This is a genomic window from Phyllobacterium sp. UNC302MFCol5.2 (assembly GCF_000686005.1).
Taxonomy (GTDB): domain Bacteria; phylum Pseudomonadota; class Alphaproteobacteria; order Rhizobiales; family Rhizobiaceae; genus Phyllobacterium; species Phyllobacterium pellucidum.
Genome location: NZ_JMLL01000010.1, coordinates 1,358,853 through 1,384,030 on the forward strand (window position 1 = coordinate 1,358,853; position 25,178 = coordinate 1,384,030).

The 25,178-nt window shown below is 58.6% G+C and carries 30 protein-coding genes; 10 read left to right on the forward strand and 20 right to left on the reverse strand.

Annotated features, from left to right (window positions below):
• Positions 1-2 precede the first annotated feature (2 nt).
• The 8 genes from BR48_RS0108485 to BR48_RS0108520 form a co-directional block, all read right to left on the reverse strand.
• Complete coding sequence (locus tag BR48_RS0108485; RefSeq protein WP_027230902.1) at positions 3-2,531, reverse strand: PAS domain-containing sensor histidine kinase; 2,529 nt, start codon at positions 2,529-2,531, stop codon at positions 3-5.
• 204 nt (positions 2,532-2,735) lie between these two features.
• Positions 2,736-4,136, reverse strand: coding sequence for an adenosylhomocysteinase (ahcY, locus tag BR48_RS0108490; RefSeq protein WP_027230903.1), 1,401 nt, complete (start codon positions 4,134-4,136; stop codon positions 2,736-2,738).
• Positions 4,137-4,295: 159 nt separating this feature from the next.
• Entirely contained in the window at positions 4,296-4,610 is a 315-nt protein-coding gene (locus tag BR48_RS0108495) for an HPr family phosphocarrier protein (protein WP_027230904.1), read from the reverse strand.
• 9 nt (positions 4,611-4,619) lie between these two features.
• Positions 4,620-5,021, reverse strand: coding sequence for a PTS sugar transporter subunit IIA (locus tag BR48_RS0108500; RefSeq protein ID WP_027230905.1), 402 nt, complete (start codon positions 5,019-5,021; stop codon positions 4,620-4,622).
• Positions 5,018-5,218 carry a hypothetical protein gene (locus BR48_RS26170; protein ID WP_139202512.1) on the reverse strand — a complete coding sequence of 67 codons (201 nt, stop codon included), beginning with the start codon at positions 5,216-5,218 and terminating at the stop codon, positions 5,018-5,020. Before BR48_RS26170 ends, BR48_RS0108500 begins: the two co-directional genes overlap by 4 nt.
• Positions 5,197-5,664, reverse strand: coding sequence for a hypothetical protein (locus tag BR48_RS0108510; RefSeq protein WP_051614697.1), 468 nt, complete (start codon positions 5,662-5,664; stop codon positions 5,197-5,199). Before BR48_RS0108510 ends, BR48_RS26170 begins: the two co-directional genes overlap by 22 nt.
• Positions 5,664-7,451 (reverse strand): sensor histidine kinase, encoded by a 1,788-nt coding sequence (locus BR48_RS0108515; RefSeq protein WP_027230907.1) that lies wholly within the window; start codon positions 7,449-7,451, stop codon positions 5,664-5,666. Before BR48_RS0108515 ends, BR48_RS0108510 begins: the two co-directional genes overlap by 1 nt.
• A gap of 146 nt (positions 7,452-7,597) precedes the next feature.
• Positions 7,598-8,317 (reverse strand): response regulator transcription factor, encoded by a 720-nt coding sequence (locus BR48_RS0108520; protein WP_027230908.1) that lies wholly within the window; start codon positions 8,315-8,317, stop codon positions 7,598-7,600.
• 296 nt (positions 8,318-8,613) lie between these two features.
• Between BR48_RS0108520 and BR48_RS0108525 the strand changes: the two genes are divergently transcribed.
• The 4 genes from BR48_RS0108525 (at position 8,614) to BR48_RS0108540 (ending at position 12,007) form a co-directional block, all read left to right on the forward strand.
• A complete protein-coding gene (locus BR48_RS0108525; protein WP_036813565.1) occupies positions 8,614-10,227 on the forward strand; it encodes a phosphoenolpyruvate carboxykinase in 1,614 nt (537 codons plus the stop codon).
• A 91-nt stretch (positions 10,228-10,318) separates the two neighbouring features.
• Complete coding sequence (gene arfB / locus BR48_RS0108530) at positions 10,319-10,756, forward strand: alternative ribosome rescue aminoacyl-tRNA hydrolase ArfB (RefSeq protein ID WP_027230910.1); 438 nt, start codon at positions 10,319-10,321, stop codon at positions 10,754-10,756.
• 119 nt (positions 10,757-10,875) lie between these two features.
• Entirely contained in the window at positions 10,876-11,334 is a 459-nt protein-coding gene (gene lysM / locus BR48_RS0108535; RefSeq protein WP_027230911.1) for a peptidoglycan-binding protein LysM, read from the forward strand.
• A gap of 58 nt (positions 11,335-11,392) precedes the next feature.
• A complete protein-coding gene (locus BR48_RS0108540) occupies positions 11,393-12,007 on the forward strand; it encodes an alpha-ketoglutarate-dependent dioxygenase AlkB (protein WP_027230912.1) in 615 nt (204 codons plus the stop codon).
• On the opposite strand, the gene coaA is transcribed toward BR48_RS0108540, so the two are convergent.
• Genes coaA through hisB form a run of 7 tightly spaced genes read right to left on the reverse strand, consistent with a single transcriptional unit; the run spans position 11,994 to position 16,630 of the window.
• The gene (gene coaA, locus BR48_RS0108545) at positions 11,994-12,950 is read right to left on the reverse strand and encodes a type I pantothenate kinase (RefSeq protein ID WP_027230913.1); all 957 of its coding nucleotides are present in this window, start codon (positions 12,948-12,950) and stop codon (positions 11,994-11,996) included. The two genes, BR48_RS0108540 and coaA, sit on opposite strands and share 14 nt — an antisense overlap.
• A gap of 47 nt (positions 12,951-12,997) precedes the next feature.
• Entirely contained in the window at positions 12,998-13,321 is a 324-nt protein-coding gene (locus BR48_RS0108550; RefSeq protein WP_027230914.1) for a phosphoribosyl-ATP diphosphatase, read from the reverse strand.
• Between the two features lie 13 nt (positions 13,322-13,334).
• Positions 13,335-14,120 carry an imidazole glycerol phosphate synthase subunit HisF gene (gene hisF, locus BR48_RS0108555; RefSeq protein ID WP_027230915.1) on the reverse strand — a complete coding sequence of 262 codons (786 nt, stop codon included), beginning with the start codon at positions 14,118-14,120 and terminating at the stop codon, positions 13,335-13,337.
• Positions 14,117-14,860, reverse strand: a complete 744-nt coding sequence (gene hisA / locus BR48_RS0108560; RefSeq protein WP_027230916.1) for a 1-(5-phosphoribosyl)-5-[(5-phosphoribosylamino)methylideneamino]imidazole-4-carboxamide isomerase — start codon at positions 14,858-14,860, stop codon at positions 14,117-14,119. Before hisA ends, hisF begins: the two co-directional genes overlap by 4 nt.
• The gene (gene hisH / locus BR48_RS0108565) at positions 14,857-15,507 is read right to left on the reverse strand and encodes an imidazole glycerol phosphate synthase subunit HisH (protein ID WP_027230917.1); all 651 of its coding nucleotides are present in this window, start codon (positions 15,505-15,507) and stop codon (positions 14,857-14,859) included. Before hisH ends, hisA begins: the two co-directional genes overlap by 4 nt.
• A 2-nt stretch (positions 15,508-15,509) precedes the next feature.
• Positions 15,510-16,007, reverse strand: coding sequence for a DUF2628 domain-containing protein (locus BR48_RS0108570; protein WP_027230918.1), 498 nt, complete (start codon positions 16,005-16,007; stop codon positions 15,510-15,512).
• 14 nt (positions 16,008-16,021) lie between these two features.
• Complete coding sequence (gene hisB, locus BR48_RS0108575) at positions 16,022-16,630, reverse strand: imidazoleglycerol-phosphate dehydratase HisB (RefSeq protein ID WP_027230919.1); 609 nt, start codon at positions 16,628-16,630, stop codon at positions 16,022-16,024.
• Positions 16,631-16,834: 204 nt separating this feature from the next.
• Here hisB and hslV point away from each other — a divergent pair, with 204 nt between their 5' ends.
• The 4 genes from hslV to BR48_RS0108595 all read left to right on the forward strand — a co-directional run bounded on the left by hslV (position 16,835) and on the right by BR48_RS0108595 (position 20,351).
• Positions 16,835-17,389, forward strand: a complete 555-nt coding sequence (hslV, locus tag BR48_RS0108580) for an ATP-dependent protease subunit HslV (RefSeq protein ID WP_027230920.1) — start codon at positions 16,835-16,837, stop codon at positions 17,387-17,389.
• Positions 17,379-17,915, forward strand: coding sequence for a GNAT family N-acetyltransferase (locus BR48_RS0108585; RefSeq protein WP_027230921.1), 537 nt, complete (start codon positions 17,379-17,381; stop codon positions 17,913-17,915). Before hslV ends, BR48_RS0108585 begins: the two co-directional genes overlap by 11 nt.
• A complete protein-coding gene (hslU, locus tag BR48_RS0108590) occupies positions 17,912-19,219 on the forward strand; it encodes an ATP-dependent protease ATPase subunit HslU (RefSeq protein ID WP_027230922.1) in 1,308 nt (435 codons plus the stop codon). The genes BR48_RS0108585 and hslU overlap by 4 nt, the downstream gene beginning before the upstream one ends.
• A 163-nt stretch (positions 19,220-19,382) precedes the next feature.
• Positions 19,383-20,351, forward strand: a complete 969-nt coding sequence (locus BR48_RS0108595; protein ID WP_036813569.1) for a DUF1402 family protein — start codon at positions 19,383-19,385, stop codon at positions 20,349-20,351.
• Positions 20,352-20,360: 9 nt separating this feature from the next.
• On the opposite strand, the gene BR48_RS0108600 is transcribed toward BR48_RS0108595, so the two are convergent.
• The 4 genes from BR48_RS0108600 to BR48_RS0108615 are packed head-to-tail and all read right to left on the reverse strand — an operon-like array spanning position 20,361 to position 23,087.
• The gene (locus BR48_RS0108600) at positions 20,361-20,723 is read right to left on the reverse strand and encodes a helix-turn-helix transcriptional regulator (RefSeq protein ID WP_027230924.1); all 363 of its coding nucleotides are present in this window, start codon (positions 20,721-20,723) and stop codon (positions 20,361-20,363) included.
• On the reverse strand, positions 20,720-21,274 hold the full coding sequence (locus tag BR48_RS0108605) for a Smr/MutS family protein (protein ID WP_027230925.1): 555 nt from the start codon (positions 21,272-21,274) through the stop codon (positions 20,720-20,722). The genes BR48_RS0108600 and BR48_RS0108605 overlap by 4 nt, the downstream gene beginning before the upstream one ends.
• Positions 21,271-22,371, reverse strand: a complete 1,101-nt coding sequence (locus BR48_RS0108610) for a murein transglycosylase A (protein WP_027230926.1) — start codon at positions 22,369-22,371, stop codon at positions 21,271-21,273. Before BR48_RS0108610 ends, BR48_RS0108605 begins: the two co-directional genes overlap by 4 nt.
• A 20-nt stretch (positions 22,372-22,391) precedes the next feature.
• On the reverse strand, positions 22,392-23,087 hold the full coding sequence (locus BR48_RS0108615; protein ID WP_027230927.1) for a Tim44/TimA family putative adaptor protein: 696 nt from the start codon (positions 23,085-23,087) through the stop codon (positions 22,392-22,394).
• Positions 23,088-23,265: 178 nt separating this feature from the next.
• On the opposite strand from BR48_RS0108615, the gene BR48_RS0108620 reads away from it, so the two are divergent.
• Positions 23,266-23,751, forward strand: coding sequence for an FxsA family protein (locus tag BR48_RS0108620; RefSeq protein WP_027230928.1), 486 nt, complete (start codon positions 23,266-23,268; stop codon positions 23,749-23,751).
• Between the two features lie 147 nt (positions 23,752-23,898).
• The gene (secB, locus tag BR48_RS0108625) at positions 23,899-24,405 is read left to right on the forward strand and encodes a protein-export chaperone SecB (RefSeq protein ID WP_051614699.1); all 507 of its coding nucleotides are present in this window, start codon (positions 23,899-23,901) and stop codon (positions 24,403-24,405) included.
• Positions 24,406-24,454: 49 nt separating this feature from the next.
• On the opposite strand, the gene dnaQ is transcribed toward secB, so the two are convergent.
• Positions 24,455-25,165 (reverse strand): DNA polymerase III subunit epsilon, encoded by a 711-nt coding sequence (gene dnaQ / locus BR48_RS0108630; RefSeq protein ID WP_027230930.1) that lies wholly within the window; start codon positions 25,163-25,165, stop codon positions 24,455-24,457.
• Positions 25,166-25,178 lie beyond the last annotated feature (13 nt).

Here is a 25,178-nt window from a genome sequence, read left to right on the forward strand (position 1 = left end):
CCTTATTCGGCAGCGATGCTGAAGGTCCGCGCCTCGAGCGGGAAGCGGCATGTCACCAGCGTGCCTTTGCCGGCGGCGCTTTCAATATCGACTGTGCCGCCATGCAGTTCGACGAAACCCTTGACGATGGAAAGGCCCAATCCGGCGCCGCGCTTGCGGCCGCCATTCGGATAGGGCTGGAATCGCTTGAAGATGCTGTCGAGCACATAGCCCGGCATGCCCGGCCCCTTATCCTCGACGCTGAAGACCATTTCGGCCTGCTCGCGCCAGCAGGACAGGATTACGGTGCTGCCTTCCGGCGCATAGTTGGCGGCATTGCTCAGGAGATTTGCCAGCACTTGCTTGACCCGGCTGGCGTCGGCCCGGAAAGAGCCCGCTCCTGGCGTGATACGGATGTCGAGAAGGATATTGTGTTCCTTCAGTCGGTCGGCGACTTTTTCCGACGCGGTCGTGATCGCGTCCGCGACGGAAACATCGCTGATATCAAGTTCCATGATCCCCGCATCGACGGTGGCCAGATCTAGAATATCATTGACGATCGTCAAAAGGACCGACGACGAAGTTCCTATATGGTCGAGATAATCGCGTTGCTTCTCGTTCAACGGCCCCGTCATGGGCGTCTGCAGGAGTTCGGTGAAGCCGATGATATTGGTCAGCGGTGAGCGCAACTCGTAAGAGACGTGCTGTACGAAGTCGTTCTTCAATTCGTCCGTACGTTCGAGCGCTTCGTTCTTCTCCTTCAGGGCTCGCTCAACCTGCACCGAGTCGGTCACATTGACGAACGTCAGCATGGTCTGACCGTTCGGCAGAGGGGCCGTCGCGTAGGACAATATCTTGCCGGTGCTGAGCTCTATATGGCCGGAGAGCGACTGCCGCTCATCATCAAAGCCGGTGACGGTCGTCACGAAGGCTTCCCATTGCGCCGCATCCGAAACCGGTTCGCACAGCCGCCGGACAGCCGAAATATGCATGCCTTCCGCGATCTGTTCCTTTTTCAGCGACCAGAGCGACGCAAAAGCAGGATTGAAAAGGCGGATCTTGCCGTCTGATCCAAATACGGCAACACCCTCGGCCAGGTGATCGAGCGTCTGGCCCTGCACCTTGATCAGCGTGTTGTACCGGCTCTGGAGTTCGAGCTTTTCCGTGAGATTCTCGAAGACCCAGGTGACACCGCCCTTCGGCTGCGGATTGACGATGACCCGCAGCGTGCGGCCATCCGTCAGGTACCAGAGGTGTTCCTGTGGTTCCACCGAATGATAAGCCGAAAGAACCTGTTCCTTCCAACGACGCCAATCCGGCTGCTCCGGCAAAATGCCGTCACTGCGGAACCTGTCAAGCAGCATGGAATTGTCGGGGTGGCTTTCTAGAAACGCCGTTTCAAGTCCCCAGACCTTGGCAAAGGCCTGGTTGAAGAATTGCAATTTGCGGTTGGCATCGAACATCGCGACGGCCGAGTTCAACTGGTCCAGCGTGTCGGAATGATTGAGGACGGTTTGCTTGTATTCTTCGCGGATAAGCTCGACTTCGCTGATATCAACGGCGACACCGGCCGAGCCGGTCGTGCCGGCAACGTCGGTCACACGGAAGACGCGCCGGTCTCCACCTACCACTGTCGAAAGCTGTTCGTTGAAGCGCCGCGACGCGGCCTTTTCCCGTTCCATGCGTTCGCGTGCCTGTGCGCCGAACAATTCACGCGCCTCACTGACGGCGGCGCGCGGTTCTCGCGCGTCGACTGCCTTGGCGTAAGCAGGATTGGCCCAGTTGAGCCGCCCATCGGCATCGCGGCTCCATGCCGGCATGTCGACCGATTCGAGCAATCCCCGCAGGGTGCCGATCGCTTCGCTCAACTGGTAATTCTCGGTCTTGAGCAGCGCTTGCTCGGCCCTTGCTTCGCCAAGATTGATGAAGCGAACAATGGCATATCCGCCCGAGGTACGGCCCTGGATTTCCAGCGGTGCCCCCTTTGTCGTTTCGACGGTGATATCGAAGGGGCGTGCCTTTTCGCGCAAAGCGGCGATGGAGCGATCGAGCAAGGTAACCGAATCCACGCGCAACCAGCGACCGAAGGCAAGGAAGAGCGAGCGGGTCTCCGGCACGCCGATCTCCGGCGGAAGATTGCCGATCAGGTTGGGTGTGCTCGATCCACCTTCCCAGACGATGATGCGCTGATCCTTCAGATTCAGCATGGCCTCATTGCGCTGCACCGTGACATTGAGATCGGCGACCTTGTCGCGCAACTGGCGGTTCTCATTGGCAATGCGGCTGCGTTCACGGATCAGCCAGCCTGCCGAGAGCAAGGCGGCCCCCATGGCGCCAAGGAACATGGCGAACTGGATGACCTCGAACGTGCCGACCTCCACCCCAAAAGGCGTGCTGATCTTGCCAAAAGCATCCTCGGCGCGGGCCGGAAATGAAAACGCCGAAAGAATTGCGAGAGAGGAGCAGGCGCGGCACGCCAAGATCCGCAGTTCCTTCAGCACCGGAAATGCCCGTGCCGGATGTCTCCTGCGAACACCGCTTTCAATCTTCATATCAACCGTCGCTACCCCGTCTGGCGAATGCCCGCTGCTCCTTCCCTTCGATTTTTCAATCGCTTGGCCCACCGGGAACAGCGCTATCCCGAATCACTAGAATAAACCTTGAGCGAATCGACGGGAAGAACTGGCGGTAAAAAAGAAGGCCGGAGGATTTGTCAATCCCCCGGCGTCCATATCTTGTGTCGTTACTAACGAGAATTAATATCTGTAGTGGTCCGACTTGAACGGACCCTTCGGCGTTACACCGATATAGGCGGCCTGTTCTTCGGAAAGAACCGACAATTTCGCTCCGAGCTTGTCGAGATGCAGGCGCGCGACTTTTTCGTCGAGGTGCTTGGGCAGAACATAGACTTCGTTCTTGTACTTCTCGCCACGGCTGTAGAGCTCGATTTGCGCCAGCACCTGGTTGGTGAAGGAAGCAGACATGACGAAGCTCGGATGGCCGGTCGCGTTACCGAGATTGAGCAGGCGTCCTTCCGACAGAAGCAGCATGCGCTTGCCATCCGGGAATTCGATCATGTCGACCTGCGGCTTGATGTTGGTCCATTTGAGATTGCGCAGCGCTGCGACCTGAATCTCATTGTCGAAGTGCCCGATATTGCCGACGATGACCATGTCCTTCATCTTGCGCATGGTATCGAGCGTGATGACGTCCTTGTTGCCGGTCGTGGTGATCACGATGTCAGCGGTCGGCGCTGCGTCCTCGAGGGTCACGACTTCGAAACCGTCCATGGCAGCCTGCAGCGCGCAGATCGGGTCGACTTCCGTTACCTTGACGCGTGCGCCGGCGCCGTTGAGCGATTGGGCAGAGCCCTTGCCGACGTCGCCGTAGCCACAAACGACGGCAACCTTGCCGGCCATCATCACGTCGGTGGCGCGACGGATACCGTCGACCAGCGATTCCTTGCAGCCATACTTGTTGTCGAACTTCGACTTGGTGACGCTGTCATTGACATTGATCGCCGGGAAGGGAAGCAAGCCCTTCTTCTGCAGCTGATAAAGACGGTTGACGCCCGTCGTCGTCTCTTCCGTGACGCCCTTGGTGGCTTCGCGTTGCTTGGTGAAGAAGCCAGGTGTTTCCTTCATGCGCTTCTTGATCTGCGCAAACAGGATTTCCTCTTCCTCGCTGCCGGGATTGGATAGAACGTCCTCGCCAGCTTCGGCGCGGGCGCCGATAAGGATATACATGGTGGCATCGCCGCCATCGTCGAGGATCATATTCGACGGCTGACCGTCCGGCCACTGGAAAATCTGGTCCGTGTAGGTCCAATATTCCTCAAGGGTTTCGCCCTTGACCGCAAAGACCGGCGTGCCGGTGGCTGCAATTGCAGCTGCAGCGTGATCCTGCGTCGAGAAGATGTTGCACGAGGCCCAGCGCACCCCGGCCCCGAGCGCCTGCAAGGTTTCAATGAGAACCGCGGTCTGGATCGTCATATGCAGCGAACCGGTGATCCGGGCGCCCTTCAGCGGCTGCAACGGGCCAAATTCCTCGCGGCTCGCCATCAGGCCCGGCATTTCTGTCTCGGCGATCTCGATTTCCTTGCGGCCCCACGAGGCGAGCTCAAGGTCCTTGACGATATAATCCTGCTTCTCGGCCATCTGTGCCAACTCCATTTTTCGCAAATTCCGTATGGCCGCGCGCTTGAACAGCGTGGCCGGAGATGGAGTTGACTAGCAGATTAGGGCGCGCCGCACAATGGGACATAAAGAAATCCTTATGCGTGCATATCCAATTTGAGCGATCTTAAAAATCGGCGCTCAAGCTTCTTCGCCGAATTTGTCGGCGATCAGCGAACCAAGCGCTTGCATCACCTCGCGCGCCTGCACACCGGATGCGCTAACTTTTATGCAGCAACCGGGCGAAGCGGCGAGCATCATCAGGCCCATGATCGATGTTCCGCCGACTGTCATGCCATCTTTCTCGACCCGGACATGCGCATCGAAACCATCGACAAGTTGAACGAACTTGGCGGAAGCGCGCGCGTGCAAGCCGCGGCGATTGATGATTTCGAATGACTCCACAAGCGCGTTGTCCGGATTGAACGTACCGGTCGTTTCTGCAGTCAGGCGCATTCATGACCTCTATTTGGCTGTCAGCACCTGGCTGGCCACGTTAATATATTTTCGACCGGCGTCCTGGCCTTCGCGCAACGACGCCGCCATGTCATTGGTCAGGCGAACGCTGGAGAGCTTGATAAGCATCGGCAGGTTTACGCCCGCAATCACTTCGATCTTGCCCGATTCCATCACGGATATGGCGAGATTGGAAGGCGTCCCGCCAAACATGTCCGTCAGGATAATAACACCCGAACCATTGTCGGCGCGGGCAACTGCATCGACGATATCCCGGCGACGCTGTTCCATATCATCATCCGCACCGATCGATACGGTTTCCAAATATTCCTGCTGGCCGACCACATGCTCAACAGCATGATGAAATTCTTCGGCCAGTCTTCCGTGCGTCACAAGCACGAGTCCGATCATTCTGAAACTGCTCCTGTCGCGCCGCGCCCTTCAGCTTGGGCTTTTTTCCGCGCATTGAATGCCCCGTTTGGCAGGTGTCGCATTCTGGCAGGACGAATCGCGAAGGCAAGTGGAAAAATGGCGCCACCAAGACGCATAGTCATTTTATCGCAGTGCAAAAGGGCAACCATCTGGATTAGCTCGTTAATTTTTTCCATTGGGGCTCGAAAAGCCACGCCTCGATGGCTCTGGAAGCGGATTCCACCTCGCCTTCCGGTAGGCGGAGGCGCTGAATTGCGACGCCTTGAAGTTGTGTCGTCTCCTCACAAGCAAATCGAACTGCCTCTGCTTTATCGACGAGTTCGACAATAAGATGAATGACGGCAGTGCCTTCATGATCGACCGCGTGAAGCCCCGACCCACGCACCTCGATTCCGCCCCGCAGCGATGCCGGGGCCGAACAGATGAGACGTCCCGAAGATGGGTGTAATTGGCATTGATCATCACTGACCAGCGCTGCGAACATGCCCCTGGCGTTGGTACGCTCAATGAGTGCCCGCGCTATTGACGATTTCCCGGCACCGGACGGCCCGACGATCAGGACGCCGCGGTCGGCGACGATGAGGGCCGTTGCATGGATCAGTTCTTCCGGCATGCGCGCCATCAAGCCTCAACTGGCAGAATGGCGGTAAAGCGGGCGCCGAGATAATTCTCCGGATCCTTGGGATCTGGAATGTTTTCGGCATTGAGCGTCCCGCCATGCGCCTCAATGATCTGGCGGCTGATCGAAAGCCCGAGACCGGAATTCTGGCCAAAGGCCTCCCCGGCAGGCCGGTCGGTGTAGAAGCGCTCGAAAATGCGATCTATCTGCTCTACACGGATGCCCGGGCCATTGTCCTCGACGAGAATGCGGATGCGATCACCCATATGCTGCAGCGAAACGGTAATGACGCCCCCTTCGATCGGGACGAAGGAGCGTGCATTCTCGATGAGGTTGGAGACGACCTGGCCAAGACGAAGATCGTGGCCGACGACATAGAAGCCCTTGCGGTTGTTTGGAAGCTTGCCGACGACCAGCTCGATGCGCGTGTCTTTCTTGTTGCGGCGGACTTCGCGGGCCGCTGTCACGAGATTGCCGAGAAGCATCTTGAGGTCGACATGCTCGGAATCTTCGCGGGCCAGTTCAGCATCGAGACGGGAGGCGTCGGAGATATCGGTGATCAGGCGGTCAAGGCGCTTAACATCGTGCTGGATGACATCCATCAGGCGTTTGCGCGACTCGTCGTTCTTCGCAAGCGGCAAGGTTTCGACGGCGCTGCGCAGCGAAGTAAGGGGGTTCTTCAGTTCATGGCTGACATCGGCCGCAAAGCTTTCGATCGACTCGATCCGGGCATAGAGCGCGTTGGTCATGTCGCGGATGGACGTCGATAGATGGCCAATCTCATCCTGGCGTTCGGAAAAATCCGGAATCTCTTCGCGGTTCTTCACGCCATGGCGCACGCGATCGGCCGCGGCGGCGAGACGCCGCAACGGATTGGCGATGGTGGATGCCAGAAACAGGGAAAGGATCGCCATGACCAGGGCCGCAACCGTGAAGACGCGGATGATCGCGTAACGTTCGCCCTGGACGATCTTGTCAATGTCGCCGCCTTCGGTGGAAAGCAGCAGAACACCGAGAACAGCACGGAAACGCTGGATAGGAACGGCGACGGAAACGATCTGCTCGCCCTTCTCGGTCATACGCACGACAGTTGCCGGCGAACCCGTCAGCGCCTTGACGATTTCCGGATAGGACGAACCATTGCCGCCCGGCTGCTCCTGGTAGATCGGCAGGTCGCTGCGGCGCAGCAGCCTCGTCATGCGATTGGTCAAACGCTCGAAGAAACTCGGCTCTTCCCCATCGATGGGTGGCAATTCATAACGCAGCACCTGTCCGCGCGAATAAAGGTGGCGGGAATCGAGAAGCAGGTTCGAGTCGCGGTCGTAGATGCGGGCGCGGGTCCGCGTCGGCGAGATGAGGCGGCGAAGAACTGGGGCAACGCGTTCCGGATTGATCGGGAAATCGAGATTGTCGAGAACGTCCGGCGATGGCGTGATGCTTTGGCCGGCCTGGAGTTCAAGCAGCTTTTCCGGATCTATGGCGATCGAATTGGTATCGACGGTCGCTGATGAGGCAATGGCGCCTGCAATGATCTCACCCTGCGTCATCAGGCTTTCGACGCGGGCGTCGATCAAACCGTCGCGAAACTGGTTAAGATACATGATGCCGGACAAGAGAACGGCGAGGCCGGCGAGGTTGAGGAAGAGGATGCGTCGCGTGAGGCTCGAGAAAAGATAGTTGCCGAAGACGCGGTTAAGCGGCTTGAAGAAGCGACGCAAAGCAAGCGAGCGCTTCCGGCGCATGACGGCGCTCTTGCGCGTAATATTGCCGCTTTGCAGCCCGGCTACCATTTATTCCTCAAAGAACCTTGATCGCGGCGTCTCATGGCATTCATAGCGCCACGAGACAACCTTGTTTTACAGCGGATCACACGCCTGTGAAAGCAAAGGGCCCGCTCAAGCCCATCCATCAATTAACCTATACCGCGGCTATTCTATCAGGTTTCGCGAAAACGGTAGCCCACGCCGTAAAGTGTTTCGATCATGTCGAAATCGTCGTCGACGACCTTGAACTTCTTGCGCAGGCGCTTGATGTGGCTGTCGATGGTGCGATCGTCGACATAGACCTGCTCGTCATAGGCGGCATCCATGAGCGCATCGCGGCTCTTGACCACGCCGGGGCGCTGCGCCAGCGAATGCAGAATCAGGAACTCGGTAACCGTCAGCGTCACCGGCTCGCCCATCCATGTGCATGTGTGGCGTTCCTGGTCCATGACCAACTGGCCGCGCTCGAGCGATTTCGCTTGCGGGCTACCGGGCTTGACCGTGCCATCACGCGCGGCGACGCGGCGCAGCACGGCTTTGACCCGCTCGACGAGCAGGCGCTGCGAGAACGGTTTGGTGATAAAGTCGTCCGCACCCATCTTGAGGCCGAACAACTCATCGATCTCGTCATCCTTGGAGGTGAGGAAGATGACCGGCAGGTCGGACTTCTGGCGCAGGCGGCGTAGCAACTCCATACCGTCCATGCGGGGCATCTTGATGTCGAAAATGGCAAGGTTGGGCGGGCGCGCCATCAGGCCGTCGAGCGCGGAGGCGCCATCCGTATAGGTTTCGACGCGATAGCCTTCCGATTCGAGCGCAATCGAAACGGACGTCAGAATGTTGCGGTCGTCATCGACGAGCGCTATTGTTTGCATTGCGGGGACTTCCCTCATGCGCTGCCTTCCTTATGCCATTGGTCTGCACAGCTTGTGCAGTACAAATTAGGTACAAAATGTGGCACAGATCCGCGGCGGTGTCACCCGGACCGGTCCGGGCCTGTCTTACGTAAAGGGAAGAGCACGGAAATTTCCCCTTACTTAAACCGATTTAAAAATATTTAAATTCTTTAAATCGATTAAATATTTGAAACTATTCAATTTTTCTGCTTTTGACGAGACGTAGCCGCGTTCTTGTATGATGATGCAAGAATGCGGCGAATGCATCTATTGACCCTAACAACGGCGGACACATGACTAGAGAAACCGGTATCCACAACGCGTCAATCGCGCTCGGCAACTCAGGCTTGAAGGAACTTTCGGCGGTTTATTACAACCTCGAAGCAGCTGAACTTTATGAAGAAGTCGTACGCCGCGGCGAAGCACAGCTAACCGCCCAGGGTGCATTGGTCGCCCGGACCGGTCAGCACACGGGACGCTCGCCGAAGGACAAGTTCGTCGTGCGCGACGGTTCCACCGAAGCACATGTCTGGTGGGACAACAACGCTCCGATTTCACCGGAAAAATTCGAATTGCTCTATGCCGACTTCATGGCGCAGGCGAAAGGCAAGGAACTCTTCGTTCAGGATCTCGTCGGCGGCGCCGATGACGACTACAAGCTCAACACCCGCGTCATCACCGAGTTTGCCTGGCATTCCCTGTTCATCCGCAATCTGTTGATCCGTCCCGATCGCGACAAGCTCGCGAGCTTCGTGCCGCAAATGACGATCATCGACCTGCCGTCATTCCGTGCCGATCCCGCGCGCCATGGCACGCGGACGGAAACGGTCATCGCTGTCGACCTCAATCGTCTCATCGTTCTCATCGGCGGTTCGGCCTATGCGGGGGAGATGAAGAAATCCGTCTTCACGGCATTGAACTATATTCTCCCCGCCAAGGGCGTGATGCCGATGCACTGTTCGGCCAATGAGGGTCCTGATGGCGATACCGCCGTATTCTTCGGCCTCTCCGGCACCGGTAAGACCACGCTGTCGGCTGATCCTTCGCGCACGCTGATCGGCGACGACGAACATGGCTGGGGCGAGCACGGCGTCTTCAACTTCGAAGGTGGCTGCTATGCCAAGACGATCCGTCTGTCCGCCGAAGCGGAGCCCGAGATCTACGCGACGACGCAGCGTTTCGGCACCGTTCTCGAGAACGTCGTTCTGGACGCAAGCCGTCAGCCCGACTTTAATGACGGTTCGCTGACCGAGAACACACGCTGCGCCTATCCACTCGACTTCATTCCGAATGCATCGAAGACAGGCAAGGCGAGCCATCCGAAGAACATCATCATGCTGACCGCCGATGCGTTCGGCGTCATGCCGCCCATCGCAAAACTGACGCCGCCGCAGGCGATGTACCACTTCCTCTCCGGCTATACCGCCAAAGTCGCGGGCACGGAGCGTGGAGTTACCGAGCCGGAGGCTACCTTCTCCACCTGCTTCGGCGCGCCGTTCATGCCGCGGCATCCTTCGGAATACGGCAACCTGCTGCGCGAACTCATCGCCGAGCACGGCGTCGATTGTTGGCTGGTCAATACCGGCTGGACTGGCGGCGCCTACGGTACGGGCAAACGCATGCCGATCAAGGCGACGCGGGCGCTCCTCTCGGCAGCGCTCGATGGTTCCTTGAAGAACGTCGAGTTCCGCACGGATCCGAACTTTGGCTTCGACGTGCCTGTTTCCGTGCCCGGCGTCGACCAGTCGATCCTCGATCCGCGCTCGACCTGGGCTGACAAGGCAGCTTATGATGCTCAGGCGATGAAACTTGTCGATATGTTCGTTCGCAACTTCGGCAAATTCGAAAGCCACGTGGATAGCGATATCAGGGCTGCCGCGCCGCATATGCCGGTCGCCGCAGAATAGGCCAGACAATTGTTAAGAGCCCCGCCCGCGGCGGGGCTCTTTGCATTTCATGCAGCTTTGCGCGAATCAAAGATTGGGTTACCAATCTGGCATGGAAGAGAGCCGCACCCGGATCAAAATCACCAACCGGATCTGGATCGATGAAAGCGATCTGGAGGAGAGCTTCATTCGCTCGGCTGGACCAGGCGGCCAGAATGTCAACAAAGTTTCGACCGCCGTACAGCTGCGCTTTCTTGCGGCGAATGCGGGCCTGCCCGACGAAGTCTTCGCACGGCTCGTCAAGTTTGCCGGTCAGCGCGCGACGAAGGACGGCGATATCCTCATCGAGGCGAGCCGCTTCCGCACGCAGGAGCGCAACCGGGAAGATGCGCGCGAGCGGATGATCGCGCTGATCGCCAAGGCGGCCGAGCCGCCGCCACCGCCGCGCAAGAAGACCAGACCGACGAAAGGTTCGATCGAGCGTCGCCTCAAGGCGAAATCCGGCCGCTCCGACGTAAAGAAGATGCGTGGCAGGGTATCCGGCGACTAGAGTCCTGGTCGCCAATACGCGGCGCTATAATCTGCTCGGGTGATTTTCTAGCCTTTTCAAGTCCTTCACGGAATGCCACAACTGCATATGTCGGTTTGAACAATTATCAGGAGCCAGTTATGGGACTGTTTGATTTCGTTAAATCCGTAGGCAAGAAGATCGGTATCGGCGACGACGAGCCAAAGGCCGAAGACCTGAAGAAGGAGCTCGACTCCCACGAGCTCGGGACCGAAAATGTCGAGGTCGTGGTTCAGGGCGACAAGGCCGTTCTCAAGGGCAATGTGACCAACCAGGAAATTCTCGAAAAGGCGATTATCGCCGTTGGCAATTCCCTTGGCATCTCCAAGGTCGAAACCGACGAGCTCAAGATCGACAATGCGCCGACCGGATCGATTGAAAAGGCCCCGGTGTTCTATACGGTCAAGAAGGGCGACAATCTCTGGAAGATCGCCGAAGCCCAGTATGGCAAGGGCAAGGGCGCCAAAAACACGCTTATTTTCGAGGCCAACAAGCCGATGCTCACCCATCCGGACAAGATTTATCCGGGCCAGGTGCTGCGCATTCCTGAACTCAAATAGCCCCTTTCATTAGGCACGGCCCGGTCCTGCCGGGCCGGCAAGCTTTGCATTCAAAACGATGATCCTGCTGGCACCTGGAATTCGCTATTATCCCGATTATTTTGATCAGGCGGCGCAGGCCGCATTGGTTGAGGATATCAGGGCGGTGGTTGCACAGGCGCCGCTTTATGTGCCGGCAATGCCGAAAACCGGCAAGGAGATGAGCGTGCGCATGACCAATTGCGGCGCGCTCGGCTGGGTGACGGACAAGGAGCGCGGCTATCGCTACCAGCCTGTGCATCCGATTACTGGGGAACCTTGGCCACCTATTCCCGAGCGCCTGCAACAGCTCTGGCATCATATCTCGGAATTCCCGATGCCGCCCGAAGCCTGTCTGGTGAATTTCTATGCGAACACCGCCAAGATGGGACAGCACCAGGATCGCGATGAGCAAAATCTCAACGCGCCCGTCGTTTCGGTTTCGCTTGGCGATGCCTGCCAGTTCCGCTTCGGCGGCACAAAACGAACCGATAAGACGCAGTCGCTGCGTTTATCGAGCGGTGATGTCATTGTGCTCGGCGGCGAGGGTCGCCTCGCCTATCATGGTGTCGACCGGATTTATCCCGGAACGTCGATGCTGCTCAAGGGCACGGGCCGCATCAACCTCACGCTTCGCCGGGTTACAGCTTCCTGAGCGCAACTTCCTCGATCAAGTGATTGTCGCCCTTGCGCAGGATAAGATCGGCACGGGGCCGTGTCGGCAGTATGTTCTCGCGCAGGTTCTTGAGGTTGATGTTGGCCCAGAGGCTTTCGCCGATGGCGCGCGCCGCGTCTTCTGAGATCGTGGAGTAACGATGGAAGAACGACGTCGGATCGCGGAATGCAGTCTCGCGCAGCCGCATGAAACGGCTTATGTACCACTTGTGGATCTGCTCTTCGTCGGCATCGATATAGATAGAGAAATCGAAGAAATCGGAGACGAACGGCACCATTTTTCCATCCTCCGGCAGGTCGCGAACCTGCAGAACGTTGATGCCTTCAAAAATCAGGATGTCGGGTGCATCGACGGTCTGAAATTGCCCGGGCAGGACGTCGTAGGTCAAATGCGAATAGAGCGGCGCGTTGACGTTGCGCTGGCCCGCCTTGATCGACGAGAGAAAGCGCAGGACCATGCCGACATCGTAGCTTTCGGGAAAACCCTTGCGTTCCATCAGGCCTTTGGCGCGAAGCACCTCGTTTGGATAGAGAAAGCCGTCGGTTGTGACGAGATCGACTTTCGGGCTCGACGGCCAACGCGCCAGCAATTCCTTCAACACGCGTGCCGTCGTGGATTTGCCAACCGCGACCGATCCCGCAATGCCGATAATAAACGGGGTCTTGAAGGATTCGCTGGTGTTGAGAAACCGGCGACGCTGGTAGAACAGAAGCTGGCTCGCCTCGACATGGGCCGACAGCAAGCGTGAAAGCGACAGGTAGATGCGCGTAACTTCATCGAGATCGATCGGGTCGTTCAGCGAACGCAACCGTTTGATCTCGTCGTAGGTCAGCGTCATGGGCGTATCGGCACGAAACTCCGCCCATCGCTCCGCACTGTAGAAGCGGTAAGGCGAAAACTCGCTGGGTGCCAATTGGTCCATGACTTCCCCTTCCCTCTGCCGTTCGCTCGTCGAAGACCGGAACACGATCAACCCTGCCCGCGCGCGGCTTTTTCCTCAAGTCCGGTTTGCGCCGTCCGCCGTTCGAGTTCGGCAAGCACGTCTTCAAGCTTGATGCCCGAGATTCCAAGAACAACGACAAGATGATAGAGCAAATCAGCACTCTCCGAAACAATCCCCTTGGCATCGCCGGTGACGGCCGCAATCACGGTTTCTACCGCCTCTTCACCAAGCTTCTGGCTGGCCTTGCCTATGCCCTTGGCATAGAGGCTTGCCGTATAGGATCCGGCGTCGGCGGAGGCCGCACGCTCTGCGACGATGCGTTCGAGGTCACTAAGGGTAAATGAGCTCATGGTCGTCTCCAACTCAGCGGATGGGATCAAGGCGCACCGGAATTCCCGCTGCCGCCATGTGGGCCTTGGCTTCGCCAATCGAATACGTGCCGAAGTGGAAAATGGATGCTGCAAGAACGGCGGAGGCATGACCTTCGCGTATGCCTTCGACCATATGGTCGAGATTGCCGACCCCTCCCGATGCGATGACGGGAACCTTGACCGCATCGGCAATAGCGCGCGTTACGGGAATGTCGTAGCCGATCTTCGAGCCATCCCGATCCATCGAGGTCAACAGAATTTCGCCGGCGCCGAGATCGACGACTCTGCGGGCAAAGTCCACTGCATCAATGCCCGTGGCATTTCTGCCGCCGTGGGTGAAGATTTCCCAGCGGTCCGCCTCGCCCTCGCCTGATACCTTCTTTGCGTCGATGGCAACGACGATGCATTGATTGCCGAACTTATCAGCCGCCTCGGCAATGAATTCGGGATTCTTGACAGCGGCTGTGTTGATCGAAACCTTGTCGGCCCCGGCAAGCAGCAGCTTGCGGATGTCGGCAACGGTACGCACGCCGCCGCCCACCGTCAGCGGCATGAAGCACTGCTCGGCCGTGCGAGCCACCACATCGAAAATCGTCTCGCGATTGTCCGACGAAGCGGTGATATCGAGAAAGCAAAGCTCGTCGGCGCCCGCCGCGTCATAGGCCTTGGCTGCCTCCACCGGATCGCCGGCGTCGATCAGATCGACAAAATTGACGCCCTTGACCACGCGTCCGTCCTTGACGTCGAGGCAGGGAATAACCCGGGCTTTAAGGGTCATGCAGCGCGCTCCCGTGCTTGCCGAAGCACCGTCAGCGCTTCCTCCGGATCAATGCGGCCGTCATAAAGTGCGCGCCCGGAAATCGCGCCTTCGAGCCGTGCCGCATCGGGCTTGGTCATGCGCAAGATATCGGCGATCGAGGCAAGGCCGCCCGAAGCAATGACTGGTATGGACACTGCTTCGGCCAGTTGCAGCGTCGATTCCCAATTGATGCCGGCAAGAACGCCGTCGCGATCGATATCCGTGTAGATGATTGCGGCAACGCCCGCTCCTTCGAACTTCTGCGCAAGTTCAATCACGCCAAGCGTGGATGCTTCCGCCCAACCTTCGACCGCAACCTTGCCACCCTTGGCATCGATGCCGACAGCAATCTTGCCGGGGAACGTTTTACAGGCTTCGATAACCAGTGCGGGATCGCGAACGGCGACGGTACCGAGGATGACACGCGCAAGGCCCTTTGCCAGCCACGACTCGATGTGCGCGATCGTGCGGATGCCGCCGCCGAGCTGGACAGGATTTTTGGTCGCCTTGAGGATGGATTCGACCGCCGCGCCGTTGACGGACTGGCCAGCAAAGGCGCCGTTGAGGTCAACCACGTGCAACCACTCGAAGCCCTGGTCCTCGAATTCCTTCGCCTGCGCCGCCGGGTCCGTATTGTAAACGGTCGCCTGCTCCATATCGCCGAGCCTCAAGCGCACGCATTGCCCGTCTTTGAGATCGATTGCCGGAAACAGTATCACGGGTTCCACCTCAGAAAGTTGGCGATGAGAGCCAGGCCGAGCGCCTGGCTCTTTTCCGGATGAAACTGCGTCCCCGCCATATTGTCGTTGGCAACAGCGGCCGTCACACTGCCGCCGTAGTCGGTAACGGCGATCACGTCGTTTTCAAGCTCCGCATCGAGAAAATAGGAATGCACGAAATAGGCGTGAAGGCCTTCCGGTCCCGTCCTGATTCCGTCGAAGAGCGGATGCGGACGCGTCAGGCGGATGGTGTTCCAGCCAATTTGCGGGATTTTCAGCGCCGGATCGGAAGGGACCATTTCGCGGACATCACCCTTGATCCAGTCGAACCCGACGGAGATCGTCTTCTCCAGCCCGCGCGACGACATGAGCTGCATGCCGACGCAAATGCCAAGGAACGGCCGCGCCTTCTCCATCACGACCTCATGGATCGCCTCGACCATTCCGGGAACCGCATCAAGACCTTTGAGACAATCGGCATAGGCCCCTACGCCCGGCAGGACGATGCGGTCGGCGCCCAGCACCCGATCAGCATCGGCTGTGAGTTCGATCTCCGCACCTATTCCGGCTTCGCGCGATGCCCGCTCGAATGCCTTCGTGGCCGAGCGGAGATTGCCGGAGCCATAGTCGATGATGGCAACGCGCATGCTCAATTCTCTCCGCGATGGCTGACGAGCCCGACCATTCCGCCGAGCGGTGCCGGACGCGGCGTCGCCGCGAAACCCGGCGTATCGGGGGTCGGGACGGGATTTTTAGCCGGGAGCACCGGACGGAAACGCTCTGTTCCGAGAAACCAGATCGTTTCGGCGTCGCTTGCGTTGTGCGCATCGACGACGCCGGCAAGTTCGAAGCCGCTCCGCTCAAGAGCGGCCGCGCGCCAATGGTTCGCCTCCAGCCCAACAAGCAGCGATACCAGAAATCCGATCAGCCCGGCAGCTCCATCGTGGCCCGTATAGCTGCCGACCGCCGAAATCGCGACACCGGCCGCAAGCACCATGGCCGCCTCGAACCATAATCTGTGAAAGAGCAGCCACACAAAAGGCAGAAGGAGCGCGAGAAACGCAAAGCCGTCGCGGATGAAGACGGTCTTGTCCTCATTGCGCCCGCCATTGTCTGGTCGCGGTGTCAATACCAGGAAGCTCGCCATGACCCAAACCTCCGCTAGCCGTTGAGCGTACCCTTGGTGGAAGGGATCGCGTCCTTCTGCCTGGGATCGGTTTCGATGGCGTTACGTAACGTTCGTGCCACCGCCTTGAAACAGGTTTCGGCAATATGATGGTTGTTGGCACCGTAAAGGTTCGTTACGTGCAAGGTGATGCCGGCATTCTGCGACAGGGCCTGGAAGAACTCGCGAACAAGCTCAGTATCGAATGTGCCGATTTTCGGTGCCGAGAACTCGACTTGCCACACGAGGAACGGCCTGCCCGAAACGTCAAGCGCCGCTCTGGTCAGCGTCTCATCCATTGCAAGGTCGAGCGAGGCATAACGATTGATCCCGCGCCGGTCGCCGAGAGCCTTGGCGATCGCCTGGCCGATGGCAATGCCCGTATCCTCCACGGTGTGGTGATCGTCGATGTGAAGATCGCCATTCGCCTTGATGTCCATGTCGATCAGAGAATGGCGCGAGAGCTGTTCCAGCATGTGATCAAAGAAACCGACGCCCGTTGCCACGTTGAACGTGCCGGTACCGTCCAGATTAACCGATACGGCAATCGAGGTTTCCTTGGTGGTCCGCTCGATCTTTGCCGTGCGTTTGTTAGGGCTGCTCATCTACTGTTTTCCCGCCACATGGATCCGCAAGCTGGCTTTCAATTGTGGCCTTCTAGAACATGGGCGGCGAATCTCCAAATGCTTTGATGGCGCAGATTCCGGCAGCATTTGCATTTCGGCGGCCGCGTCATACATAAGTGGCACAGAAGGGGTTCGATCTGCTGCCAATTGGAGCATAATCGGACCTGCTTGAAGGAGAACCCAATGCAAGAACACAATCCCTCCACCATGTATGGCACGACCATCGTTACGGTTCGCAAGAACGGCAAGGTCGTCATTGCCGGTGACGGACAAGTCAGCCTCGGCAACACGGTCATGAAGGGCAATGCACGCAAGGTGCGCCGCATCGGCAAGGGCAATGTCATCGCCGGATTTGCCGGCGCCACCGCAGACGCCTTTACCCTGCTCGAACGGCTCGAAAGCAAGCTTGAACAATATCCCGACCAGCTGATGCGCGCCTGCGTCGAGCTCGCCAAGGACTGGCGAACCGACCGCTATCTGCGCCGCCTTGAGGCGATGATGCTTGTCGCCGACAAATCGGTTACGCTCGCTCTCACAGGAACAGGCGATGTGCTGGAGCCGGAATTCGGCGTCATGGCGATCGGGTCAGGCGGCAATTACGCCCTCGCGGCAGCGCGCGCACTTGCCGACACCGACCTTGGCGCGGAGGAAATTGCCCGCAAAGCCATGCAGATCGCCGCGGATATCTGCGTTTTCACCAATACGAGCGTAACCCTCGAGAGTCTCGATGCCGAATGAGCCACACTATCACTACCGCTTCATTCCGGTTGAGCCGCGCCACCTCAACATGATCATGGAGTGGCTGGCGGAACCGCATGTGGCGAAGTGGTGGGGCAAGAGCCCCGATGAAGAAATGGCCTTGATCATGGAAAGCATGGACAGCGTTTCGGTGGAACCCTTCATCATCATGCTTGGCGACGAAGCGATCGGCTATCTGCAGACCTATGATCCGCATCTGGAGGACGATCATCCCTATCAGGATCAGCCGACGGGAACGCTCGGTCTCGACCAGTTCATCGGCGAGCCCGACCTGATCGGACAGGGCCACGGGCCGAGGCTCCTCGACGAATTCGTATCGCTCCTGTTCGAAGAGGGCGTGCCCCGGGTGATCGTCGATCCCGATCCGGCCAACGCCCACGCGGTCAAAGCTTACAAGAAAGCAGGCTTTATCGCTTTCGACACCCGCACAACCATCTATGGTCCCGCCCTCATGATGGCGCGCGACAATCCTGAACTTTCTTCAGATGAAACGAGATTACAATGACAACATTTTCTCCCCGTGAAATCGTCTCTGAGCTCGATCGCTACATCATCGGCCAGAAGGACGCAAAACGCGCCGTTGCCATCGCCCTGCGTAACCGTTGGCGCCGCCAGCAGCTCGAGGGCCAGATGCGCGAAGAAGTCATGCCCAAGAACATCCTGATGATCGGACCGACAGGCGTCGGCAAAACCGAAATCTCGCGCCGCCTTGCCAAGCTCGCCGGCGCACCGTTCATCAAGGTCGAGGCCACGAAATTTACCGAAGTCGGCTATGTCGGCCGCGACGTCGAACAGATCATCCGTGATCTCGTCGAGGTCGCAATCGGCCTTGTCCGCGAAAAGAAGCGCGAAGAAGTGAAGGCTCGCGCTCACGTCAACGCCGAAGAGCGTGTCCTCGATGCCCTTGTTGGCAAGACGGCCAGCCCGGCAACGCGCGACTCCTTCCGCAAGAAACTTCGCGACGGCCTGATCGATGACAAGGAAATCGAGGTCGAGGTCGCGGAAACCGGCTCAGGCATGCCGAATTTTGAATTGCCGGGTATGCCCGGCGCCAATATCGGCGTGCTCAATCTCAGCGACATGCTCGGCAAGGCCATGGGCGGTCGCACCAAGACAGTGAAGACCACGGTCAAGGATTCCTACGGCGTTCTGATCAATGACGAGTCGGACAAACTGCTCGACCAGGAACAGATCACCAAGGAAGCCATGCGTTCGGCTGAGGATGACGGCATCGTCTTCCTCGACGAGATCGACAAGATCGCCGCGCGCGACGGCGGCGTCGGAGCCGGCGTTTCCCGGGAAGGGGTGCAGCGCGACCTGCTGCCGCTCGTCGAGGGCACGACTGTTGCGACCAAGTATGGGCCGATCAAGACCGACCACATCCTGTTCATCGCCTCGGGCGCTTTCCATGTCGCAAAGCCCTCGGATCTCTTGCCGGAATTGCAGGGACGTCTGCCGATCCGGGTCGAGCTCAGCGCGCTTTCGCGCGATGACATGCGCCAGATCCTGACCGAGCCGGAGGCTAGCCTCCTGAAGCAGTATATCGCATTGATGGAAACGGAAGGCGTGACGCTCAACATCACGGACGATGCCATCGACGCGCTTGCCGATATCGCGGTGGACCTCAATTCTACCGTGGAGAACATCGGGGCGCGGCGGCTGCAAACCGTCATGGAGCGGGTTCTTGACGAGATTTCGTTCTCGGCTCCGGACAAAGCCGGGACCGAACACACGATCGACGCCAAATATGTCCGCGAGACCGTCGGCGACCTTGCCAAGAATAGCGATCTTTCGCGCTTCATTCTCTAGTTTCCTGCAAGTGCGACAGCGGCGCATTTTGCAATGCGAATCAATGCCTCCCTGCCAGCCGGGGAGGCATTTTTCTTTTGAGCGGGGCGCTGACGATGAGGTTTTTCTGGCTTTCGCGTGAGCAAGAGGCTATTTGGAACGCCCGACGGAATTCTGGACCGCTATGAGAAACCACCTGATCTGCCTCACGATGAGCCTTGCGCTCGCGCTTTTTGCGGCCGTGCCGACGGCGACAGCCGTGACAGTCGTTCCGGAAGGAAATCGCAATGCCAGCCAGCCTGGCGTTCCGGCTGCGTCGGCAAAACGCACCCGCGATCTCAACACCACCTACGAAGCCAAGTACCAGAAGATCTACAATCTGCTGAAAACGGACTCCAAACTGCGCTCGAAGATCGCCAGCGTTGCCCGGACCTATGGCATCGATCCGGTTCACATTGCCGGCGCATTGATCGGCGAGCACACCTATAATGTCGACGCCTATGACCGCCTGCAAACCTACTACGTCAAGGCGATTTCCTACGTGCAGCAGGGCCTCGCATTCGACTATCAAGGCGAGACCATCGGGACTTTCGTCAAGCGCCCGCAATTTTCGGAATGCGCGCAGTTCAAGGACAGCTTACGTTTTTGGACCTGCCGGGAGGACGTTTGGGACCATGATTTTCGCGGCAAGACGGTAGGCGGCAAGCGCTTCCCCGACAACCGTTTCAGCACTGTGTTCTTTCAGCCCTTCTATGCCGGCCAGAGTTTCGGCCTCGGTCAGCTTAGCCCGCTGGTCGCATTGCAGATGACCGATATGGTCAATCGGTATTCGGGCCTGCCCAAGCTCGATGCCGACCACGCGGCCGAGGTCTACAAGACCATCATGGATCCCGATCTGACGTTGCCCTACATGGCGGCGACGCTGAAGCACTCCATCGAAGTCTACCGCCGCGTTGCCGATTTCGACATTTCCAAGAATCCCGGCGTCACCGCGACGCTGTACAATACAGGCGGTGCCGATGCACGCGCGCGCGCGCTAGCCGACGCCAACGCCGCGCGTATCGCCAATGGCCAGGCGCCTGAGTTTCCGGCCGAAAATTATTATGGCTGGCTGGTGAACGAGAAAATCGATCAGCTGCGGGCATTGTTCTAGACTACGGGTTCAGCGTTTCGGCACGGTTTTCAATCGCTCGATCAGTTCGCGGGCGGTCGCATCATCCATATCGGCAATGGTGATCGCCAGCAGGTTGGCAAGCTCTGTCGCTGCCGGCGAAAGACCGCCGGTATCGATGGTGACGCGCGGGTCCGAAATCATCGCGAGCCGCTGCAATTCCTCCGCCTCGTCCCAGATGATGTTGAAGTACTGGATGATGCGCTGCAGCTTGTCCCAGGTCGGTTGGCCACGATTGCCGTGCTCGAGTGCCGAAAGGTAAGCAGCCGAGACGCCGATCGCCTTCGCCATTTCCTTTTGGGAGATTCCCCGCTCGCCCCGGAGATCGCGAAGTTTTTTCCCGAACGGCGTCATGGCGCATCGCTCAGGCGGCGCATGCGCACATAGATTGCGCCGCTGCCGCCATGGTTTCGGGCCGCGTCCTCATAGCCGTTGACCAGCGGGCGGAACGACGGCGTCGCAAACCATAGTGGCACAGCCTGCTTCAGCACGCCGTCGCTTCCGAATGAAGAACCCTTACCGGTAATGACCAGCACGTAGCGCAGCTTGCGCAAATGCGCCCTTTGCAGAAATCCGAGCAGCAGCCCATGTGCCTCGCTTTGCGTCAGGCCATGGAGATCGATCCTCGCCTCTATGTCGACGCGCCCGCGCGCGATCTTCTTGTGCGTCGGACGGTCGATCGGATGCAGACGATGCGGCGGCGGGGCTTTTGGAGCAGCAGGGCCGATGGCTGTCAGCTTTGTATTCTCCGGCGCGGACGGATGGACCTTGGCTTCCTTCTCTGGATCGTCGCTGAGAAAGAGTGGCTTGGTCTTGCCCTTCAACGGCCGCGCGGTCTTTGCCACCGTCTCCCAGAGGATCCGGTCTTCAAGCGTGGCGAATCCATCCTGCGGCCGCTTCCTCATCGCGCCGCGGCCAGCAGCGAACGGGGTACCAGCGCATAAAAATCGGCACGGTTGCGGATGCCGCCGGCGATTTCGCCGGCCGCGTCGCCCGATCCGGCAAAAAGATCGCCCCGCGCCGGGCCGACAATTGCCGAGCCGGTGTCCTGCGCAATCATCAAACGGGAAAAGCCGTCCCCGCCAAATGCCTTCAAGTCCGGCGCATGGATATAGAACGGCGTGCCAAATGTATGCAGCAAGCGGTCAACGGCAAGCGAGCGGCCGTTGGTCAACGGCACTTTCGCTGCCGCGACAGGTCCAAGCGTTTCATCTTCGACATCGGCTTCGCGGAAAAAGATGTAGGAACGGTTGTTCCACATAAGCGCCTGGGCCTTGTCCGGATTTGCCGCCAGCCAGGCGCGGATAGCCTGCATCGACATTTTTTCAGCCGGAACTTCTCCGCTTTCGAGAAGAATCCTGCCGATACCGGTAAACCTGTGCCCGGTTTTCGCAGCATAGGTGATCCGCAGGAGGCGGCCATCGGTCATGTTGAGGCGAGCCGCGCCCTGGACGTGAATGAAGAATGCGTCAACCGGGCTTTCGACAAAGGCGATCTCGAGACCCTGGTCGGAAAGCGCCCCCCTCTCGATTGCCGGTCGGTCGAAGTATTCGGTCAAACCTTCGGGCGTTTTTCGCGCAAAGGCGAAATAGGGATCGAAGTCTTGCGGTCGATTGCCGTTATCGACATCGACGAGATCGGCCGGGCGGCCGAGAAAAGGGACAGTGAACCGATCGGTGCGGACGGGCGAAGCCACTACCTCTGGCTCGTAGAAGCCCGTTACAAATCCATCCTCGGCATCCGCCGGCCGGACAACGGCCGGCCTGAACCAGCGCTCGAAGAACTGCCGCGCTGCCGCGTCGGTCTCCACCGATGTTTCACGTGAATCAGCAAAAATCGGCGCTAGCACTTCAAAACTGATGCCTAGGGAGCCGCTCTTATAGGGCTTTTCCAGTACATGCTGCGCGGAGCGCCGGAAGGCTTCGAAAGCGGGAAGGTGGTGATCGTCTTGCCAACCGGGGCAATCTGCAAAATCCACCGGCTTGAACAGGGGCGACAGCATGGCTTTATCTCAATTGCTGATTAATCTTCCGCTTCGGTCGCCACGAGCTTCCAGTTGGGGTCCTTCGAACGCGTGTCACGGGCGAACGTCCAGACATCCTTGACCTCGGCAACGGCTTCCTTGTCGCCGTCGATGACCGTACCGTTCTTGTCGAGCGTTGCGGAGATCAGTTCGCTGACAATGCGCACAGTCACGTGCGATTCCGTGCCCTTCATCTCGGCGCCGATAATATCAGCCTTGTTGATGCCAACGAAGGACGACTGAACCTTTTCGCCGCGCGACTCCCGATCGGCTATTGCAGCGACGAAACCGTCAAACACTTCGCGTGACAGGAGCGACTTCAGCGTCTTGCGATCGCCATCGGCAAAGGACATGACGATCATTTCATAGGCCATCTTCGACCCGTCGAGGAATTTTGCCGGCTCGAATGTCGGATCGGCATTCTGAATCGCCCGCAATCCGTCATTGAGCGGCGTACCCGGCTTGGCAACAGCATCGACCTTTTCGAAGCTGCTTTCCTTCACTTCGCCGCGACGCGGCAGCGAAACAACGTTGTCGCTCGGCTTGGACTTGTCATCGACCTCGGCTGTTCGGGTATAGGGATTGAACGGAGGGCGCTCGTTGCCGGTCCGCCGGCCAAGGACCTTGCGCAGCTGGAGGAAGATCACCACCGCCGCCACGAAGAAGAAAATCGTTCCAAAGTCCAGATATTCCATGTCGCCTGCCACTCATCCCAGCGTTCGTTAGGGTCTTCGATCTTCTGCCGAAATACCAAATTCATATAGATTGCCAATGGCAATCATACAAATGCTCATCTTGCTTGCCTATATAGGCATGAAATCGACGCGGGGAATGGATAATATCCCCATATGTCCTGTGAAAGGTAAATTAGTTTTGCGATCGCTTTTCGTCCCCCTGCTCCTGCTCGCCCTGCCGTTCCTGGAGATTGCCGGATTTGTCATCGTCGGCAGCAAGATCGGCGTGCTAGCGACGCTGGGCCTGGTGATACTGTCGATCTTTCTCGGCGTCTTCCTTCTGCGTGTACAGGGCTTCGGTCTGATCCAGCGTATTCGGTCCGAGACGGCAGCCGGTCGCACGCCGGGGCGCGAACTCGTTCACGGTGTCATGTTGATCGTCGCGGCCTTCCTCCTGATCGTTCCCGGGTTCATTACCGATATCATTGGCCTACTTCTGTTCATTCCGGCAGTGCGGGATGTCGGCTGGCGGCTGGTCAAGGACCGCATCGTCGTCGTCAAGCCCGGTATGCGCCGGTCGCCGCGTTCGGATCCGCCGGGTCGGAGGGACAGGGTGATCGATCTTAATCCGGAGGACTTTTCAAGGAAGCCAGACCCCGATTCGCCGTGGAACCCCAAACCTTGAGGCAGAGAGTTTTACGGCTCTGGGCCTAGGCTGCTGGAACTATAGGATTAGAGGTCGCGGCTTGCCTCGCTAAGGCACACATGCTAGCGAGCCACATCCAAATCGATAACCGCCGAAGCGGACGCAACAAAAGAAGGTTTCCAGACAATGGCTCAAAAGCCTGACGAGAATGCCGAAAACGGCAACGAAGTGACCAATGGGAATGGTACGAGCCCGCAGCAGACGCTGAACATTCTGGCTCAATATGTAAAAGACCTTTCTTTCGAGAGCCCGGGCGCTCCGCTTTCGCTGCGTCCGCGCGACAAGGCACCCGGGATCAGCATCAACGTGAACGTCAATGCCAATCCGATTGCCGAGAATGACTTTGATGTCGTTCTGACACTTTCGGCCAAGGCCGGCGAAGGCAAGGAAGTCCTCTTCAATGCCGAACTCGTCTATGGCGGCGTCTTCCGTCTCGTTGGTTTCCCGCAGGAACATTTGCTGCCGCTGCTCTTCATCGAATGTCCGCGCCTTCTCTTCCCGTTCGCGCGCCAGATCATTGCAGAAGCCACCCGCAACGGCGGTTTCCCGCCACTGATGATCGATCCGATCGATTTCGCGCAGATGTTTCAGCAGCGCATGGCCGAGGAACAGGCCAAGGCCAAGGTCAGTTGAGCCGAATACGTTTGATTTGAGAAAACCCGGGCTGGTGGTCCCGGGTTTTTTATTGGTGAACGACGGCGCGTTCGTTCCAGATGGCCTTTTCGCCGATCTTTGCGACGAGTTGTGCATGGGCGGATATTTCAGCCTCGGTCAGGCGCGGCTTCAGCGGCACTGGGCGCGGTGAAATCAGGATCACGCGAGACTCGCCGCCCGTGCGGCCGCTGTCACCGTGTTCGGCGATGGTCAAACCGAGCGCCGCCTGTTTGCCGCCGATAAGTTCGATATAGACCTCGGCGAGCAGTTGCGAATCGAGAAGCGCGCCGTGCATGGTGCGGTGGCTGTTGTCGATGCCGTAGCGCCGGCAGAGCGCATCAAGCGAGTTTGGGCCCATCGGATGCTTGCGGCGGGCGAGCGCCAGCGTATCAACGACCCGGTCCGTATGGATCGGCGGATGACCAAGCCGATTGAGCTCGGTATTGATAAAGCCGATGTCGAACATCGCGTTATGCGCGATCAGCTTGGCGCCGTCGATGAAATCCAGGAAGTCATGCAGGATGCCGGCAAAGAGCGGCTTGTCGAGCAGCTTGTCGTTACTGATGCCATGAACCGCCAGCGCATCGGCGTGAACAGCCTTGCCTTCAGGATTGATAAAGACGTGGAACGTACGGCCCGTCGGAAACCGGTTGATCAGTTCGACGCCGCCAATTTCGATGACGCGGTCCTCCAGCCGGTCAAGGCCGGTTGTTTCCGTATCGAAAATGATCTCGCGCATCGACTCACCTTTT